The organism is Streptomyces sp. HD, assembly GCF_028369295.1.
Classification (GTDB): domain Bacteria; phylum Actinomycetota; class Actinomycetes; order Streptomycetales; family Streptomycetaceae; genus Streptomyces.
The window spans coordinates 1-17,734 of the sequence record NZ_JAQMYP010000070.1 but is presented as its reverse complement, the minus strand read 5'-3'; the positions used below and the strand labels follow the sequence as shown (position 1 = coordinate 17,734).

Genomic DNA, 17,734 nt, shown 5'->3' with positions numbered 1-17,734 from the left:
CCCGCCGCCGGACAACCGCCGGACAACCGCCTGATCGGCCGCTGACCAGGCATTCTGCGCCTCCGCGGACCGACCGTGCGATTCGTCCAGATGCGCTGTGCGAATCTCACGGTCGGCCGATGACAGTCGATCGATGCCCCTGGCCTGCTGTTCTGCCATCGTGGGACGTGAGAGGCGCGGGCCAGGCGGCCCGACCACCGTCAGGACCGTCCCCGCGGGAGGCTTTCCGTGGACAAGCGGTATGAGGTCTACTGCCTCACCCACTCACACTTCTACGACACGCCGTCCCAGGGCCGGGCGCGTGGCCGCTTCCGTCAGACCCTGCGTCCGCTGCCCGCCTCGTGGTCGCGCGAGGAGCTCGGCGACTGGGTGGTCTGCCGCCCGGTCGACGCGGAACTTCCCCCGCAGGGCTGGAAGATCCACGCCTCGGCCTGCCCGGACGACGCACAGCAGATCCTGGACACCGTCTGGGACTACTGCGTCCCGCGCCGCATCGCCTTCAAGTTCCTGCCCGGCCTGGAAACCCTGTTCCTGGCCAACGCGAAGTACGCGCACCGGGGTTCCAGCGGCAAGTTCGTGACCATCTACCCCGTGGACGAGGCCCAGTGCGAGCGCATCCTCGCCGAGCTCGGCCCCGCGCTGGACGGCTGGCAGGGGCCGTACATTCTCAGCGATCTGCGCTGGGGCGCGGGGCCGCTCTACGTCCGGTACGGCGCCTTCGCCGACCGGTACTGCGTCTCGGCCGACGGGATCCTGGAGCAGGCGGTGGCCGATCCCTCCGGCCGGCTGGTGCCCGATGTCCGGGGCCCCACCTTCCAGGTGCCGGAGTGGGTGCGGATGCCCGGCTTCCTGGAACCGGAGCTCGCCGAGAGCCGCCGGACCACCGTCGCCGACCTGCCCTACCGGTTCGAGCGGGCACTGCACTTCTCCAACGGCGGTGGCCTGTACGCCGGGGTCGACACCCGCACCGGAGAACGTGTCGTCCTCAAGGAGGCCCGGCCGCACGCGGGACTCACTCCCGACGGGGCCGACGCGGTCATCCGGCTGGAGCGCGAGCGGGCGGCCCTGGAGCGGCTGAGCGGGCTGACCTGCGTACCCGCGCTCCACGACCACTTCGAACTGGGCGGTCACCACTTCCTCGTCGAGGAGTTCATCGAGGGACGGGCGCTGCACGAGGTGTTCGTCGAGAAGTATCCGCCGACCGATCTGGACGCCGACGCGACGGCCTTCGCCGACTACACCGCCTGGGCGCTCGATGTGCACCGGCAGGTGGAGGAGGCCGTCGCCGAGGTCCACCGGCGGGGCATCGTGATCGGCGACGTGCACACGTACAACGTCCTGATCCGCCCCGACGGCAGGGTGGTGCTGATCGACTTCGAGGGCGCGTCGGACGTGACGCAGGCGGGGCACCAGGTCCTCGCGGCCCCGGGGTTCATCGCCCCGAGCGGGGCCACCGGCTTCGACATCGACCGGTACGCGCTGGCCTGTATGCGGATCTTCCTCTTCCTGCCGCTGACCGGCCTCATCGACCTGGACGGCGGCAAGGCCGGGCAGCTCGCCAGGGAGGCCGCCCGGCTCTTCCCGGTCCCGCGGCAGTTCCTCGACGAGGCCGTCCGCACGCTCACCGGCGACGGTGGCATGGCGACGGGCATGGCCGACGGACCCCGCCTGGAGCCCGACCAGGCCGGGTGGCTGCGCGCCCGTGACTCGATGGCCGACGCCATCCTGGCCGCCGCCACACCCGAGCGCCACGACCGGCTCTTCCCCGGCGACATCGAGCAGTTCACCGTCCAGGGCGGCGGCCTCGACCTGGCCCACGGCGCGGCCGGCGTGCTGTACGCGCTGGACGCGACCGGCGCCGGACGCCACCCGGCCCACGAGGACTGGCTGATCCGGCACGCACTGCGCCCGGAACCGGGCACCCGCCTCGGCTTCTACGACGGTCTGCACGGCGTCGCCCACGTACTCGACCACCTCGGGCACCGGGAGGAGGCCACCAAGGTCCTCGACATGTGCCTGGGCGAACACTGGGAGGCCCTGGCCTCGGACCTCAAGGGCGGGCTGTCCGGCATCGGGCTCAACCTGCTGCACTTTGCGACCGCCCTCGGCGACACCGCCTGCCGTGACGCCGTCCAGCAGGTGGCGCAGACCGTGGCCGACCGTCTCGGCCCGGCCGACGGCGTACCGGAGACCAGCGGCGGCGCCCACCCGAGAGCGGGACTGATGTACGGCTCGTCCGGACCCGCGCTGCTGTTCCTGCGGCTGTACGAGGTCAGCCGCGACCCGGCCCTGCTCGACCTGGCCGCCACGGCCCTCCGCCAGGACCTGCGCCGCTGCCTCGTACGCCCGGACGGGTCGATGGAGGTGAACGAGGGCTGGCGCACCATGCCCTATCTCGCCGACGGCAGCGTGGGCATCGGCATGGTCCTCGACGAGTACCTCACCCACCGCGCGGACGAGCGGTTCTCGACCGCCGCCGACGCGATCCGCCGGGCGGCGAGGGCGTCGTTCTACATCGAACCCGGGCTCTTCGACGGCGTGGCCGGAATGATCCTCCACCTCAGCCGCGCCCACGCACCCGGTACGGCCGCCGCGCGCGACCGGGTGATCGCGGACCACGTACGCCATCTGGAGCGCCACGCCTGCGTACTGGACGGCCGACTCGCCTTCCCCGGCGAGCAGTTGCTGCGGCTGTCCATGGACCTGGCCACCGGCACCGCGGGGGTCCTGCTGGCGCTTGGCGCCGCCTTCCACCCGCGGCCCACCGGGCTGCCGTTCCTGACCCCGGGCCTGGAGCCCGCTCATGACCAACCCGTCCCCACGCGAGTTCGAGAGAGGAGGTGAGGACATATGTCGCTCCTCGACCTGCAGGGTCTGACGACCGAGACCGAGACCGGTTACGCGCCGCCGCCGGGCAGCCGGGCCAGCAAGGGTTGTGGCGGAGGCAGCCGGCTGAGCCTGCTGCTCTGCTAGTCCAGGCAGACAAGTTCTGCCAGTCGGGACAGACACGTCTGCCGGCGCCCATGCGGACAGCTCTGCTTGTCCAGGCAGAAGCCCTGCTTGTCCATACAGATCTGCTGGTCCGGACAGACACGGCGGGGGCTCACCGCGCGCCCCCGCCCCTCCTGGGGCAGTCCTGTCCCTCCCGCTGAACCGTGCGACGACGGGAGCAGTCGGTGGACCGACGTGCGGCCGACCGTCTGCTCCTGGAGACGGTCCGGCGAGGCGGTGCATGGGGCGGGATCCAGGCCGCCGTATCCCTCCTGCTGGCGTGTGTCTACGTACTTCTGCCCGCTGTCCTGGGTCGCACGGTCGACGCCGTGCTCGGGCAGGGTGATACCGCACTGTGGCTGACGCTCACCGCCGTCACGGTCGCGCTTCTGGTGGTGTGCGACACCGCGGACGACTACGCGGGCGCCGTGGCCAACGCCCGCTGCACGGCCTGGCTGCGGCACACCCTGCTCGGCCATGTCCTCGACCTGGGCGCCCCCGCCGCCCGTCGGCACACCCCCGGCGACCTGGTGGCCCGGCTGGTGGGCAACACCGCCCGGGCCGGCAGCGCCCCGTCGGGCCTGGTGTGGGCGGTGACCGAACTGGTCCCGCCGATCGGGGCCATCGTGGCCCTCGCCCTCATCGACCCGTGGCTGTGCCTCACCTTCGTGGCCGGGCTGCCGCTGGTCGTCCTCATGGTCCGCGCCTTCGTCCGCGACGTCTCCGACCTCAACGACCGCTACTTCGCCACGCAGGGCCGCATCGCCACCCGGCTCGTCGACGCCCTCACCGGCATCCGCACCATCGCCGCCGCCGGCACCACGTCCCGCGAGGCCGAGCGGGTACTGGAGCCGCTGCCCGAACTTCACCGCCACGGCCTGGGCATGTGGCAGGCGTTCGCCCGGGTCTCCGCACGGGACGCGGCGATCGTGCCCCTGCTGGAGATCGCCGTGCTGGCCGTGGCGGGACTGGGGCTCGCCCAGGGCCGCATCACACCGGGTCAGATGCTCGCCGCGAGCGGCTACGTCCTCCTGGCCACCGGCGTCAGTTCGCTGGTGGCCTCGGTCAACCGGCTGGCCTTCGCACGCGCCACCGCGGGCCGGATCGCCGAGGTGCTGGGCGAGCCGACCGTCGCGTACGGCACCGCGCACCTGCCCTCCGGGGGCGGCGGGCGGCTGGAGTTCCGCGGCGTCACGGTACGCACCGCTGATGGCGACCCGGCACTGGACGGCATCGACCTGGACCTGCCGCCGGGCGCGCTGACCGCCGTCGTAGGCCGCTCCGGATCCGGCAAGTCCCTGCTGGCCGCGCTGGCCGGACGGCTGGCGGACCCCGACGAGGGCGAGGTACGGCTCGACGGGCAGCCGCTGTGCGACGTGGCCCGCCCGGAGCTGTACCGGGCCGTCGCGTACGGCTTCGAACGCCCGGTACTGCTGGGCGACTCCTACACCGACGCGATCGGCTTCGGGCCCCGCGCACCCGACGCCGTAGAGGTCCGCACGGCGGCCACCGCGGCACGCGCCGACGCCTTCATCCGGACCATGCCCGACGGGTACGGCACCCGGCTCGCCGCTGCCCCGCTCTCCGGCGGCGAGACCCAGCGCATCGGCCTGGCCCGCGCCTTCGCCCAGTCCGCCCCGTGCGGCCGCCTGCTGATCCTGGACGACGCGACAGCGAGCCTCGACACCGTCACCGAACACCAAATCGGCCAGTCCCTGACCGGCACCGGCCCCCTCGCCCACCGCACCCGCCTCATCATCACCCACCGCACCTCCACGGCCGCCCGCGCTGATGTTGTCGTCTGGCTCGACGGGGGGCGGGTGCGGGGGGTGGGGACACATCGCGAGTTGTGGGCGGAGGCTGGGTATCGGGCTGTTTTCGGGGCGGGGGTGGGGTATCGGTCGGGGTTTGGGGCCGGGGTGGGGGATCGGACGGAGTTCGGGGCTGAGGTTGGGGCGGAGGCGGAGCACCGGGCGAGGTTCGGGGCGGAGACAGAGGCCGAGGCCGAATTCGAAACGCAGGCGGGACACCGGGCCGGGTACGAAGCAAACACGGAGCATCGAACGGAGCTCGTGGCAGAGACAGAGGCCGAGGCCGAATTCGAAACGCAGGCGGGACACCGGGCCGGGTACAAAGCGAAGACGGAGCACTGGGCCGGGTTCGAGGCGGAGGCCGGGTACGAGGCGGAGGCGGGGTACGAGGCGGAAGCGGGGTGCGAGGCTGGGGCGAGTGGCCGGCCTGTGTGGGGCCCGGCTTCCGCGCCGGAACGCGACGGAGGCGTGGGGTGAGCCCGCGGCCGGGAGTCCTGCTGCGGTCCACACTGCGCACACGGCGCCGGGATTTCCTACGGCTCACCGGCTGGTCGCTGGTCGAGGCCGTGCCCGCGCTGCTGTCCGGCTGGCTGGTCGCCCGTGCCGTCGACGACGGCTTCCTCGCCGGCCGCAGCACCGCCGGCTTCGGCTGGCTCGGCCTGCTGGCCTGCGCCGTCCTCGTCGGCGCCTGGGGCACCCGGCAGGCCACGCTCCAACTGGCCGGCGTCGTCGAGCCGTTCCGCGACGACCTGGTCACCCTCGCCACCACCGGCACACTGCGCCGCTCCGCCGGCGCCGGCCAGTCCATCGACACCGCGGGCGTGGCCCGGCTCACCGAACAGGTGGAGATCGCCCGCGAGTCGTACGGCGCGGTCGTCATGTTCGTGCAGACCTTCGCCGTCACCGCGGTCAGCGTGCTGCTCGGGCTGGCCGCGCTGGATCCCGCCCTCCTGCTGTTCGTCGTACCGCCCCTCCTGGCCGGGCTGGTGCTCTTCCTGCTGGCCCTGCGGGCGATGGCGGCCCGGCAACGGGCGGTCGTCCTCGCCGACGAGGCCATCGCCGAGCAGGTGAGCGCGGTGGCCGGAGGGCTGCGGGACATTGCGGCGTGCGGCGCCGAGGATGTCGTACGCCGTCGCGTCGGCGCCCGCATCGACGAGGCGGCGCGCGCGGCCCGCGCCCTGGCCCGGCTCACCGCACTGCGCACCGCCGCGCTCGGTGTCGGCGGCTGGCTGCCGATCGTGCTCATCCTGGCCGGGGCACCCTGGCTGGTGCGGAACGGCGTGACGACCGGCGCGATCCTGGGCGCGCTGACGTACGTCTCCCAGAGCCTGCAACCAGCCCTGCGCGGCTTCGTCCAGGGGCTCGGCGGCAGCGGGCTGTGGCTGCTGGTCACGCTGGGCCGGATCCTGGAGGCATCGGGGGCGGGCGCACCAGGGGTGGCGGGGGCTCCTCAAGTAGCGGGCGCCTCGGAGGCGGCGAGTGCCTCGCAGGTATCGGGTGCCCCGCAGGAGCCGGGCGCCCCGCAGCCGACGGGTACTTCTCAACCGGCGGGCGCCTCTCAACCTGCGGGGGCCTCTCAAGTAGCGGGCGCCTGGCAGGTGGCGCGGGCCCCGCGGATGACGGGAACACCGCAGATGACGGAGGCGCCGCGAGTAGCGGGGGCGTCGCGGAAGACCGGCGCTTCGAAGAGGGCAAGGATCTCGGGGGCAGCCGCGAGCCTCCAGCCGCCGAGCCCCCCGCTCGCCCCCGGGCAGGGAGGACCCCGCGCCGACGCTCCGGTGACTCCGGCAACGGCAAGGGCTCCGGCAACGGAGGTGGAGGCGTCGCCGTCGGCGAACCCTCGGCCTTCGGACGGCCGCGTCGAGCTGCGCGACGTCACCTTCGGCTACGCCCCGGCCGCCGAACCGGTCGTACAGAACCTCGACCTCTCCCTCACTCCCGGCACCCACCTGGCCGTCGTCGGCCCGAGTGGCGCGGGCAAGTCCACGCTCGCCGCGATCGTCGCCGGGATGCTCGAACCGCAAGTCGGCGACGTACGCCTCGGCGGTGTCCCGCTCCGCTCCCTGGACAGCGGCCGGCTCTCCGGATCCCGCGTGCTGATCCCGCAGGAGGCATACGTCTTCACCGGCACCCTGCACGAGAACCTCGCCTACCTGCACCCGACGGCCACCCGGCCCGCCCTCGACTCGGCGGTCCACGCCATCGGCGCCACCCCTCTGGTCGAACGCCTCGGCGGCTACGACGCCCCGGTCGACCCAGCCTTGCTCTCCGCCGGGGAACGCCAACTGATCGCCCTCGTCCGGGCCCTGTTGCCGCCTACCGCCCTGGTCCTGCTGGACGAGGCCACCTGCCACCTCGACCCGGCCGCCGAGGAGGTCGCCGAACGGGCCTTCGCCAGCCGCCCGTCCACCCTGATCGTCTGCGCCCACCGCATCAGCTCCGCCCTGCGCGCCGACCTCGTCCTGGTCATGGACGGCCCCCGATGCACCCTCGGCACGCACGAACAGTTGCGGACCGACTGTGCCCCGTACCGGGACCTGATCGGGCATTGGGACCAGGTGGGAGCCGATGCCCGGCGCTGACGACTGAGCGTGTGCCGCCGCGACAACGCCGCCCTAGCCCCCCTACATCCAGCCCGACTCCCGAGCGATCCGAATCGCGTCGATGCGATTGCGTGCCCCGGTCTTTCTGGAGACCGCGTTCAGGTGATTGCGAACCGTTCCCACACACAGCGACAGCCGGTCGGCGATCTCGCGCGTGGGCGTACCTTCCGCCGCCAGCCGCAGCACCTCACGCTCCCGCTCGGTCAGCGGGTTCTCCGACGCGGAGAGCGCCAGCAGCGCCAGCCTGGGGTCGATGAACCGCTCTCCCGCCGCCACCTGGCGCACCCCCTGGGGCAGGATGTCGCAGGGACTGTTCCTGCCGACGACGCCGGCGACCTGACGCTCCAGTGCCCGCCGCAGATAGTCCGGGCTCGCCGAGCCGACCACCAGCAAGGTCCGGCACTCCGGCAGCCGCGAGGCCAGCTCCAGCGAGGTGCCGAGGGCGCCTTCCTCACCGCCGTCGACGTCGATGACGACCACGTCGGGCCGGTACGTCAGCGCCTGCGAAACCGTGTGTCTGTGCTCCGCCGGCCCCGGGACCACTTCGATGTCCTTCTCACGTGTGAGCAGGGCGGCGAGTGCCCCGCGCACCAGGTCTGCGTCCTCGACGAGAAGAACACGGATCAACATCCCTCCTTGCCAGGCCGACCATGGCCTCCATGACGTACAACGCCTCGGACAATCCGACGGCACCTCACGAAGTATCTCCGGGTATCGACCCAATTGCCGGGTGCCGCCCCGTCGGCGGCACCCCACATATGGCGGCGCCTCACACGGGAGACGGCCCGGGTCCGGCCGCGCCACGAGGCGTGGCATCTGGCCCTCCAGCCGGACAACGGCAGGATGCAAAAACAGCTCATGCGGACCGAGGCAATCCTCGATCCGCATGAGCTGGAAGTGTTCTGTGTCCGAGGGGGGACTTGAACCCCCACGCCCGATAAAGGGCACTAGCACCTCAAGCTAGCGCGTCTGCCATTCCGCCACCCGGACTAGGTGTCTGCCGCCTTACCGAGGGTGTTCCCCGCGGCGACATGGACAACAATACCAAGGTTTCGGAGCGCCCTTCACCTGCATATCCGTGCGCTGGACGGCCACCTGGAGGCGTGCGACGAGGTCCTCCGAGGCGCTTCACGGGAGGTGACCGCGGGGTCACGCACGGGTGAGATCGGCCGGTTCGGGTGGCACCCGCGCACGGCGGGGGCCACCGGGTCCCGTCACGGCATGAGGTGATACTCCGGGAAGTTCCCGGGCAGCCGCTCCCCCGCCGGCCCCTGCGTCACCGCACGTACCAGCAGTTCGCCGCCGACGAACGCCCCGCGCCACGACGCGCCGAAGCCGCCGAACAGTTCGTCCCGGTCACCGCGGGAGCGCGGTTTGCCGTGGCCGACCTTGAACGCCCGGATCTGTGGCGCCAGACGGTCGTACGTCGCCCGGTCGTCCGTGGACAGGGTGGCGACCAGCGCGCCGTTGGACGCGTTCATCGCCGCCAGCAGTTCCGCCTCCGTGTCGACCAGGACGATCGTGTCGACCGGACCGAACGGCTCCGCGTGATGCAGCGGCGAGGACGGCGGCGGGTTCAGCAGCGTGACCGGCTGGACGTACGCCGAGGTGTCCTGGCCGGGCAGGAAGCGGGCGTCGCACAGCTTGCCGCGGTGCAGCGGGACGGCGCCGCGGTCGATCGCCTCGGCGACCTGGTCCTGCAGTTCCTTGGCCTTGGCCGCGTTGATCACCGGCCCGAAGTCCAGCTGTGGGTACGGTTCGACGCGGTTCTCGACCGCCAGGGGATGGCCGACCCTCAGCGTGCGCACCGCCGGGAGGTACGCCACCAGGAACTCGTCGAACAGCGCACGCTGGACGACGAAGCGCGGGTACGCCGTGCAGCGTTGTTTGCCGTAGTCGAAGAGCTTGGGGATGACCGTGGTGAGCGCGTCCCAGTCCGTGTAGTTCCAGATGCCCCAGGTGTTGAGTCCCTCCTGTTCGAGTACATGTCGTTTGCCGAGGTCGGCGACGGCCGTGGCCACGGCCGCCCCGGTGTCGCGACCGCCGACGAAGGACACGCAGCCGATCTCGGGCGCCCGCACCAGCGCCTCCGACAGCTCCCCTCCGCTGCCGCTGACAAGGGTGACGGGAATCCCCTCACGGGCGGCGAGCGCGCAGGCCAGGGTCAGACAGGCGACACCGCCGTCGGTCGGGGTCTTGGCGATGACCGCGTTGCCTGCCAGTGCCTGTACCAACACTGCGTGAACGAGCACGCTCATCGGGTAGTTCCAGCTCGCGATGTTGGAAACCGGACCGTCCAGCGGGGCCCGGTCGGCGACCATCGGCTCGATGCCGTCGACGTACCAGCGCACGCCGTCGATGGCCCGGTCGACGTCCGCTCGGGCGAGCCGCCAGGGCTTGCCGATCTCCCAGACGAGGAGCAGGGCGAGCAGGTCACGGTGCTGGGTCAGGGCGTCGAGGGTGGCCGCGACGCGCGCCCGGCGCTCGTCCAGCGGGATGCACCGCCAGGCGCGGTGCTGGTCGAGTGAGGCCCGTACGGCCTGGTGGGCGGTGGCCCGGTCCAGGCGCGGCGGGCCCGCGATCGGGCTGCCGTCGACGGGGGTGGTGGCGGGCAGCGAACGGCCGTCCGCCTGCCAGGTGGAGTTCCAGAGGTTGAGGACTCGGTCGTCCCGGAATGCCTCCGGGGCGACGGCGAGGCAGCGCTGCCAGGCGTCGGCCCAGGAGGTGCCGGATTTGAGGGTGAGGGTGGTTGCCATCGGGTTCTCCGCTCTCGGTGCACAGTCGAGAGGAAAGGGGGTCCGTAGGGCCCTTCCTTGGAAGGGTGGTGGTGGGAGACGGGTGGGCGGTCGTACATGGCTACGGCGGAAGCTAGCGAGGCGCGGCGACTCCTGAAAGTAACCCCGCGTCGACTATGAGTGGCATCACGTATGCGCCCCGAGGCGGTCCAGCACCAGACGCGCGGTCTCGGTCGGCGTACTGCCGACTCCCACTCCGACGGCCTCCAGTGCCTGCTTCTTCGCCGCCGCCGTGCCGGACGAGCCGGACACGATCGCGCCCGCGTGCCCCATCGTCCTGCCCTCGGGCGCCGTGAACCCGGCGATGTAGCCGACGACCGGCTTGGTGACGTGGTCGCGGATGTACGCGGCCGCGCGTTCCTCCGCGTCGCCGCCGATCTCTCCGATGAGCACGATGAGTTCGGTGTCGGGGTCGTCCTGGAAGGCGGCCAGGCAGTCGATGTGGGTCGTGCCGACGACCGGGTCGCCGCCGATGCCGACGCAGGTGGAGAAGCCGATGTCGCGCAGCTCGTACATGAGTTGGTAGGTGAGCGTGCCGGACTTGGAGACCAGGCCGATGCGGCCGGGCTTGGTGATGTCGGCCGGGATGATGCCCGCGTTGGACTGGCCGGGGGTGATCAGGCCGGGGCAGTTGGGACCGATGACGCGGGTGCCGCGCGCCTTGGCGTACGTGGTGAAGGCGACGGAGTCGTGGACCGGGATGCCCTCCGTGATCACGACGGTGAGTCCGATGCCGGCGTCGGCGGCCTCGACGACGGCCGCCTTGGCGAAGACGGGCGGCACGAAGACCACGGTCACGTCGGCGCCGGTCGCGCGCATCCCGTCGGCGACGGAGCCGAAGACGGGGACGGCGGTGGGGGCACCTCCCAGGCCCTCAAGGCACTGGGGGACGTCGAAGTCGACGGTGCGGCCCGCCTTGCGCGGGTTGACGCCGCCGACGACGTCGGTGCCGGCGGCGAGCATGCGCCGGGTGTGCTTCATGCCCTCGCCGCCGGTCATGCCCTGGACGAGGACCTTGCTCCCCTTGGTGAGGTAGATGGCCATGTCGTCGTGTCTCCTCAGGCTGTGGCGGCGGCGAGTTGGGCGGCCCGCAGCGCGGCGCCGTCCATGGTGGTGGCCTGCTGGACCAGCGGATGGGCGCGTCCGTCGAGGATGGCGCGTCCACGGGCGGCGTTGTTGCCGTCGAGCCGTACGACGAGCGGCTTGGTCAGCTGGACGGTGTCCAGGGCCTTCACGATGCCGTCGGCGACCGCGTCGCACGCGGTGATCCCGCCGAAGACGTTGACGAAGACCGACTTCACGGCCGGGTCGGAGAGGATGACGGAGAGTCCGTCCGCCATGATCTGGGCCGACGCACCGCCGCCGATGTCGAGGAAGTTGGCGGGGCGGGCACCGCAGCCCGCGACGACATCGAGGGTGGACATGACGAGGCCGGCGCCGTTGCCGATGATGCCGACCTCGCCGTCGAGCTTGACGTAGTTGAGGCCCTTGGCCGCGGCGGCCGCCTCCAGGGCGTCGTCATGCTCCACGTCGTCGGCGCCCCAGCGTGTCTGCCGGAATCGGGCGTTGTCGTCGAGGGTGATCTTGCCGTCGAGGGCGAGGATCTGGCCCTGCTTGGTGAGCACGAGCGGGTTCACCTCGACCAGGAGGGCGTCCTCGCGGACCAGCACCTCCCACAGTCGTACGAGGACGTCGACGGTCTGTGGTGGCAGTCCGGCCGCCGCGGCGATCTCGCCCGCCTTGGCGGAGGTGACGCCCTCGACCGGGTCGATCGGGATGCGGGCCACGGCCTCGGGGCGGGTGGCGGCGACCTCCTCGATCTCCATGCCGCCTTCGGCGGAGGCAATGGCCAGGAAGCCGCCCTCCGCACGGTCGAGTACATTGGAAACGTAGAACTCGGTCTCGATGTCCACGGGCTGGGCCAGCATCACCTTGCCGACCGTGTGGCCCTTGATGTCCATACCGAGGATCTGACGGGCCGTGAACTCGGCGGCGGCCGGGTCCGCAGCGAGCTTCACACCGCCCGCCTTCCCGCGGCCACCCGTCTTCACCTGTGCCTTCACCACGACCCGACCGCCGAGTCGGCGTGCGATCTCGCGGGCCTCCTTGGGTGAGTCCGTCACCTCTGCCCGCGGCACCAAGATGCCGTGTTCCTCGAAGAGTTCCCTTGCCTGGTGTTCGTACAGGTCCATTTCGGCTCCTGACTCAAAAGTGCCGCACGCCCCCTGGACACCACCCACCGGATGCGGGATAACAAGGTTCATACAGTATTCGTCGACTGTATGCAATGTACTGCCGACGGCCGACGGCATATCGCTGAGTGCGTTCCCAACCCCCTACGAAGGGACAGGACTTCGCCATGCCCGACGACACCCAGGACGTCATTTCCGGTGGTCATCTCGTTGCCAAGGCGCTGAAGGCCGAGGGGGTCGACCGTATCTACACGTTGTGCGGCGGCCACATCATCGACATCTACGACGGCTGCGTCGACGAGGACATCGAGGTCGTCGACGTCCGACACGAGCAGGTCGCCGCCCACGCCGCCGACGGCTACGCCCGTATCACCGGCAAGCCCGGTTGCGCGGTCGTCACCGCCGGCCCCGGCACCACCGACGCCGTCACCGGTGTCGCCAACGCCTTCCGCGCCGAGTCACCGATGCTGCTCATCGGCGGCCAGGGCGCTCTCACCCAGCACAAGATGGGGTCCCTGCAGGACCTGCCGCACGTCGACATGATGACGCCGATCACCAAGTTCGCGGCGGCCGTGCCGGACACGGCACGCGCGGCGGACATGGTGTCGATGGCGTTCCGCGAGTGCTACCACGGCGCGCCCGGGCCCTCCTTCCTGGAGATCCCACGCGACGTCCTCGACGCCAAGGTCTCCGTGAGCAAGGCACGCGTGCCGAAGGAGGGCGCCTACCGTGCCTCCACCCGCTCGGCCGGCGACCCCGAGGCGATCGAGAAGCTCGCCGACCTGCTGGTCCACGCCGAGAAGCCGGCCATCCTGCTCGGCAGCCAGGTATGGACGACGCGCGGCACCGAGGCGGCCATCGAGCTGGTCCGCACCCTCAACATCCCCGCGTACATGAACGGGGCCGGTCGAGGCACGCTCCCACCCGGCGACCCGCACCACTTCCAGCTGTCGCGGCGCTGCGCCTTCTCCAACGCCGATGTCATCGTGATCGTCGGCACTCCCTTCGACTTCCGCATGGGCTACGGCAAGCGGCTGTCCCCTGACGCAACCGTCGTGCAGATCGACCTCGACTACCGCACGGTCGGCAAGAACCGCGACATCGACCTCGGCATCGTCGGCGACGCCGGACTGGTACTGAAGTCGGTCGCCGAGGCCGCCTCCGGGCACGCTTTCAATGGATACAGCAACGGCGGCGCGTCCAAGCGCAAGGAGTGGCTGGACGAACTGCGCGCCGCCGAGCAGACCGCCATCGAGAAGCGGCTGCCGAGCCTGAAGTCGGACGCCTCGCCGATCCACCCGTACCGGCTGGTCAGCGAAATCAACGAGTTCCTCACCGAGGACTCGATCTACATCGGCGACGGCGGCGACATCGTCACCTTCTCCGGGCAGGTCGTGCAGCCCAAGTCCCCCGGGCACTGGATGGACCCGGGTCCCCTCGGCACCCTCGGCGTCGGCGTCCCCTTCGTGCTCGCGGCCAAGCAGGCGCGGCCGGACAAGGAGGTCGTCGCCCTCTTCGGCGACGGCGCGTTCTCCCTCACCGGCTGGGACTTCGAGACGCTCGTGCGCTACAACCTCCCCTTCGTCGGCATCGTCGGCAACAACTCCTCCATGAACCAGATCCGCTACGGCCAGGCCCAGAAGTACGGGCTGGAGCGCGAGCGGGTCGGCAACACCCTCGGCGACATCCACTACGACAAGTTCGCGCAGATGCTGGGCGGTTACGGCGAGGAGGTCCGTGACCCCGCCGACATCGGCCCCGCACTCAGGCGCGCACGTGAGTCGGGCAAGCCGTCGCTGATCAACGTCTGGGTCGACCCGGACGCGTACGCCCCCGGAACCATGAACCAGACCATGTACAAGTGAGGAGGCCTGCATGACCGGCACGACGGGTATTCCGTCCAAGGCTCTCGAAGGCATCCGCGTCCTGGACATGACCCACGTCCAGTCCGGGCCCTCCGCGACCCAGCTGCTCGCCTGGCTCGGCGCGGACGTCGTCAAGCTGGAGGCGCCGACCGGTGACATCACGCGCAAGCAGTTGCGCGACCTCCCGGACGTCGACTCCCTCTACTTCACGATGCTCAACTGCAACAAGCGGAGCATCACCCTCAACACCAAGACCGAGCGCGGCAAGGAGATCCTCACCGAGCTGATCCGGCGCTCCGACGTCATGGTCGAGAACTTCGGACCGGGCGCGATCGACCGGATGGGCTTCACCTGGGACCGCATCCAGGAGATCAATCCACGTATCGTCTATGCCTCCATCAAGGGGTTCGGCGAGGGCCCGTACACCAACTTCAAGGCGTACGAGGTCGTCGCTCAGGCCATGGGCGGGTCGATGTCGACCACCGGTTTCGAGGACGGGCCGCCGCTGGCGACCGGAGCCCAGATCGGGGACTCGGGGACGGGTGTGCACGCCGTGGCGGGGATTCTCGCGGCGCTGTTCCAGCGCGAGAAGACCGGGCGTGGGCAGCGGGTCAATGTGGCCATGCAGCACGCTGTACTCAACCTCTGCCGGGTGAAGTTGAGGGACCAGCAACGCCTGACACATGGGCCGCTTGCTGAATATCCGAACGAGGACTTCGGCACGGAAGTTCCCCGCTCGGGAAACGCGTCCGGCGGCGGTCAGCCCGGCTGGGCGGTCAAGTGCGCGCCGGGCGGCCCGAACGACTACGTCTACGTCATCGTGCAGCCCGTCGGCTGGCAGCCGCTGAGCGAGCTCATCGGCCGGCCCGAACTCTCCGACGACCCCGAGTGGGCGACGCCGGAGGCCAGGCTGCCCAAGCTCAGCAAGATGTTCCAGCTGATCGAGGAGTGGTCCTCGACCCTGCCCAAGTGGGAGGTGCTGGAGAAGCTCAACGCCCACAACATCCCGTGCGGGCCGATCCTGTCCACCAAGGAGATCATCGAGGACTCCTCGCTGGTCGACAACGAGATGGTCGTCACCGTGCCCCACCCCGAGCGGGGCGACTTCGTCACCGTCGGCAGCCCGCTGAAGCTCTCCGACTCCCCGGTCCAGGTGACCAGTTCGCCGCTGCTCGGCGAGCACAACGAAGAGGTCTACATCGGCGAGCTCGGCCTCGGTGACGAGGAACTGCGCCTGCTCAAGTCGAACGGAGTGATCTGACGTGATGGCCGAAGACCGCGTCCTCAGGGTGCGGACGCTCCTCGACTCCGTGCGGGCCGAGGGACGCACCGCGCTGACCGCGCCCGAGGGCAAGGTGATCGCCGACGCGTACGGGATCGCCGTACCGGGCGAGGAGCTCGCGACGGATGTCGACGAGGCGGTGGCGTACGCGGCGCGCTTCGGCGGGCCCGTGGTGATGAAGATCGTCTCGCCGGACATCCTCCACAAGACCGATGCGGGCGGCGTGATCGTCGGTGTCGAGGGTGCGACGGACGTGCGGGCCGCCTTCCACAAGATCATCGACAACGCGCGCGCGTACAGCGCGGATGCCCGCATCGAGGGCGTGCAGGTGCAGGAGCTGCTCCCGCAGGGGCAGGAGGTGATCGTCGGAGCGGTCACCGACCCGACGTTCGGCAAGGTCGTCGCCTTCGGGCTCGGCGGGGTGCTCGTCGAGGTCCTCAAGGACGTCACCTTCCGGCTCGCGCCCGTGAGCGCCGACGAGGCGCTGTCCATGCTGGACTCGATCCGGTCGGCGGAGATCCTGCGCGGCGTGCGCGGTCAGGCGGCCGTGGACCGGTGGGCGGTCGCCGAGCAGATCCGCCGGGTGTCGCAGCTGGTCGCGGACTTCCCGGAGATCGCCGAGGTGGATCTCAACCCGGTGATCGCCACCGCGGAGAGCGCGGTCGCCGCGGACATCCGCGTGATCCTCTCCGAGGCGCCCGCGAAGCCACGCCGCCGCTACTCGCGCGAGGAGATCCTCACCTCGATGCGCCGGCTGATGCAGCCGTCGTCGGTCGCGGTCATCGGTGCCTCGAACGAGCAGGGCAAGATCGGCAATTCGGTCATGCGCAACCTCATCGACGGTGGTTTCGCCGGGGACATCCACCCGGTGAATCCCAAGGCCGATGACATTCTGGGCCGCAAGGCGTACAAGAGTGTCACGGACGTTCCCGGTGAGGTGGATGTGGCGGTCTTCGCTATCCCCGCCAAGTTCGTGGCCTCGGCCCTGGAGGAGGTGGGACGCAAGGGGATCCCCAACGCCGTCCTGATCCCCTCCGGGTTCGCGGAGACCGGTGAGCACGAACTCCAGGAGGAGATCGTGGCCATCGCCGAGCGGCACGGCGTCCGGCTGCTCGGGCCGAACATCTACGGCTACTACTCGACCTGGCAGGACCTGTGCGCCACGTTCTGCACGCCGTACGACGTCAAGGGCGGGGTGGCGCTGACCTCGCAGTCCGGCGGCATCGGGATGGCCATCCTGGGCTTCGCGCGAACCACGAAGACGGGCGTGTCGGCGATCGTGGGCCTGGGCAACAAGTCGGACCTGGACGAGGACGACCTGCTGACCTGGTTCGGCGAGGACCCGCACACCGAGTGCATCGCGATGCATCTGGAGGACCTCAAGGACGGGCGTGCCTTCGTCGAGGCCGCGCGGGCGACCGTACCCAAGAAGCCCGTCGTGGTCCTCAAGGCGGGCCGTACCGCGGCGGGCGCCAAGGCGGCCGGCTCGCACACCGGAGCCCTCGCCGGCGACGACGCCGTGTACGACGACATCCTCAAGCAGGCCGGCGTCATCCGGGCGCCCGGGCTCAACGAAATGCTGGAGTACGCGCGCGCGTTGCCGGTGCTTCCCACTCCCAAGGGCGACAACGTCGTGATCATCACCGGGGCCGGTGGCAGCGGTGTGCTGCTGTCGGATGCCGTGACCGACAACGGCCTGTCCCTGATGGAGATCCCGCCGGACCTGGACGAGGCGTTCCGGAAGTTCATCCCGCCCTTCGGGGCCGCGGGCAACCCGGTGGACATCACGGGGGGCGAGCCGCCGTCGACGTATGAGGCGACGATCCGGCTCGGTCTGGAGGATCCGCGCATCCACACGCTGGTCCTGGGCTACTGGCACACGATCGTCACTCCCCCGATGGTCTTCGCGGAGCTCACCGCGCGCGTGGTGGCCGAGTTCCGGGAGCGCGGCATCGAGAAGCCCGTGGTGGCGTCGCTCGCGGGTGACGTCGAGGTCGAGGAGGCCTGCCAGTACCTGTACGAGCGGGGGGTCGTTGCGTACCCGTACACGACCGAGAAGCCGGTGGCCGCGCTCGGCGCGAAGTACCGCTGGGCTCGGGCGGCGGGGCTGTTGGGGGGCGGTTCATGAGGTGATCCGAGCGCGGGGGGGGGGGGGGGGGGGGGGGGGGGGGGGGGGCGCCCCGCGGGGGGGGGGT

General features: G+C 70.9%; 11 protein-coding genes and 1 tRNA gene. 7 read left to right on the top strand and 5 right to left on the bottom strand.

The window, feature by feature from the left end; translation table 11 throughout:
- The first annotated feature begins 228 nt into the window (after nucleotides 1-228).
- The 4 genes from lanKC (at nucleotide 229) to POF73_RS41120 (ending at nucleotide 7,384) form a co-directional block, all read left to right on the top strand.
- Complete coding sequence (gene lanKC, locus POF73_RS41135) at nucleotides 229-2,844, top strand: class III lanthionine synthetase LanKC (protein ID WP_272124522.1); 2,616 nt, start codon at nucleotides 229-231, stop codon at nucleotides 2,842-2,844.
- Nucleotides 2,845-2,850: 6 nt separating this feature from the next.
- Nucleotides 2,851-2,973: a SapB/AmfS family lanthipeptide gene (locus POF73_RS41130; protein WP_272124521.1), complete on the top strand. Its 123-nt coding sequence runs from the start codon at nucleotides 2,851-2,853 to the stop codon at nucleotides 2,971-2,973.
- 203 nt (nucleotides 2,974-3,176) lie between these two features.
- Nucleotides 3,177-5,279, top strand: a complete 2,103-nt coding sequence (locus POF73_RS41125; RefSeq protein WP_272124520.1) for an ABC transporter ATP-binding protein — start codon at nucleotides 3,177-3,179, stop codon at nucleotides 5,277-5,279.
- Nucleotides 5,276-7,384 (top strand): ATP-binding cassette domain-containing protein, encoded by a 2,109-nt coding sequence (locus POF73_RS41120; RefSeq protein ID WP_272124519.1) that lies wholly within the window; start codon nucleotides 5,276-5,278, stop codon nucleotides 7,382-7,384. Before POF73_RS41125 ends, POF73_RS41120 begins: the two co-directional genes overlap by 4 nt.
- Nucleotides 7,385-7,426: 42 nt before the next feature.
- Here POF73_RS41120 and POF73_RS41115 read toward each other — a convergent pair whose 3' ends face one another.
- From POF73_RS41115 to sucC, 5 genes are all read right to left on the bottom strand, one after another.
- Nucleotides 7,427-8,032, bottom strand: a complete 606-nt coding sequence (locus tag POF73_RS41115; RefSeq protein WP_272124542.1) for a response regulator transcription factor — start codon at nucleotides 8,030-8,032, stop codon at nucleotides 7,427-7,429.
- A 278-nt stretch (nucleotides 8,033-8,310) separates the two neighbouring features.
- Nucleotides 8,311-8,395 (bottom strand) — tRNA-Leu (locus POF73_RS41110).
- 224 nt (nucleotides 8,396-8,619) lie between these two features.
- A complete protein-coding gene (locus POF73_RS41105; RefSeq protein ID WP_272124518.1) occupies nucleotides 8,620-10,161 on the bottom strand; it encodes an aldehyde dehydrogenase family protein in 1,542 nt (513 codons plus the stop codon).
- 165 nt (nucleotides 10,162-10,326) lie between these two features.
- Nucleotides 10,327-11,244 carry a succinate--CoA ligase subunit alpha gene (gene sucD / locus POF73_RS41100; RefSeq protein WP_272124517.1) on the bottom strand — a complete coding sequence of 306 codons (918 nt, stop codon included), beginning with the start codon at nucleotides 11,242-11,244 and terminating at the stop codon, nucleotides 10,327-10,329.
- Nucleotides 11,245-11,258: 14 nt separating this feature from the next.
- Entirely contained in the window at nucleotides 11,259-12,392 is a 1,134-nt protein-coding gene (sucC, locus tag POF73_RS41095) for an ADP-forming succinate--CoA ligase subunit beta (protein ID WP_272124516.1), read from the bottom strand.
- A gap of 167 nt (nucleotides 12,393-12,559) precedes the next feature.
- On the opposite strand from sucC, the gene POF73_RS41090 reads away from it, so the two are divergent.
- From POF73_RS41090 to POF73_RS41080, 3 genes are read left to right on the top strand one after another with little or no spacing between them, the layout of a single operon-like run.
- Nucleotides 12,560-14,257, top strand: coding sequence for a thiamine pyrophosphate-binding protein (locus tag POF73_RS41090; RefSeq protein WP_272124515.1), 1,698 nt, complete (start codon nucleotides 12,560-12,562; stop codon nucleotides 14,255-14,257).
- A 10-nt stretch (nucleotides 14,258-14,267) separates the two neighbouring features.
- Nucleotides 14,268-15,518, top strand: a complete 1,251-nt coding sequence (gene frc, locus POF73_RS41085) for a formyl-CoA transferase (RefSeq protein ID WP_272124514.1) — start codon at nucleotides 14,268-14,270, stop codon at nucleotides 15,516-15,518.
- A 4-nt stretch (nucleotides 15,519-15,522) separates the two neighbouring features.
- Nucleotides 15,523-17,667, top strand: coding sequence for an acetate--CoA ligase family protein (locus POF73_RS41080; protein WP_272124513.1), 2,145 nt, complete (start codon nucleotides 15,523-15,525; stop codon nucleotides 17,665-17,667).
- Nucleotides 17,668-17,734 lie beyond the last annotated feature (67 nt).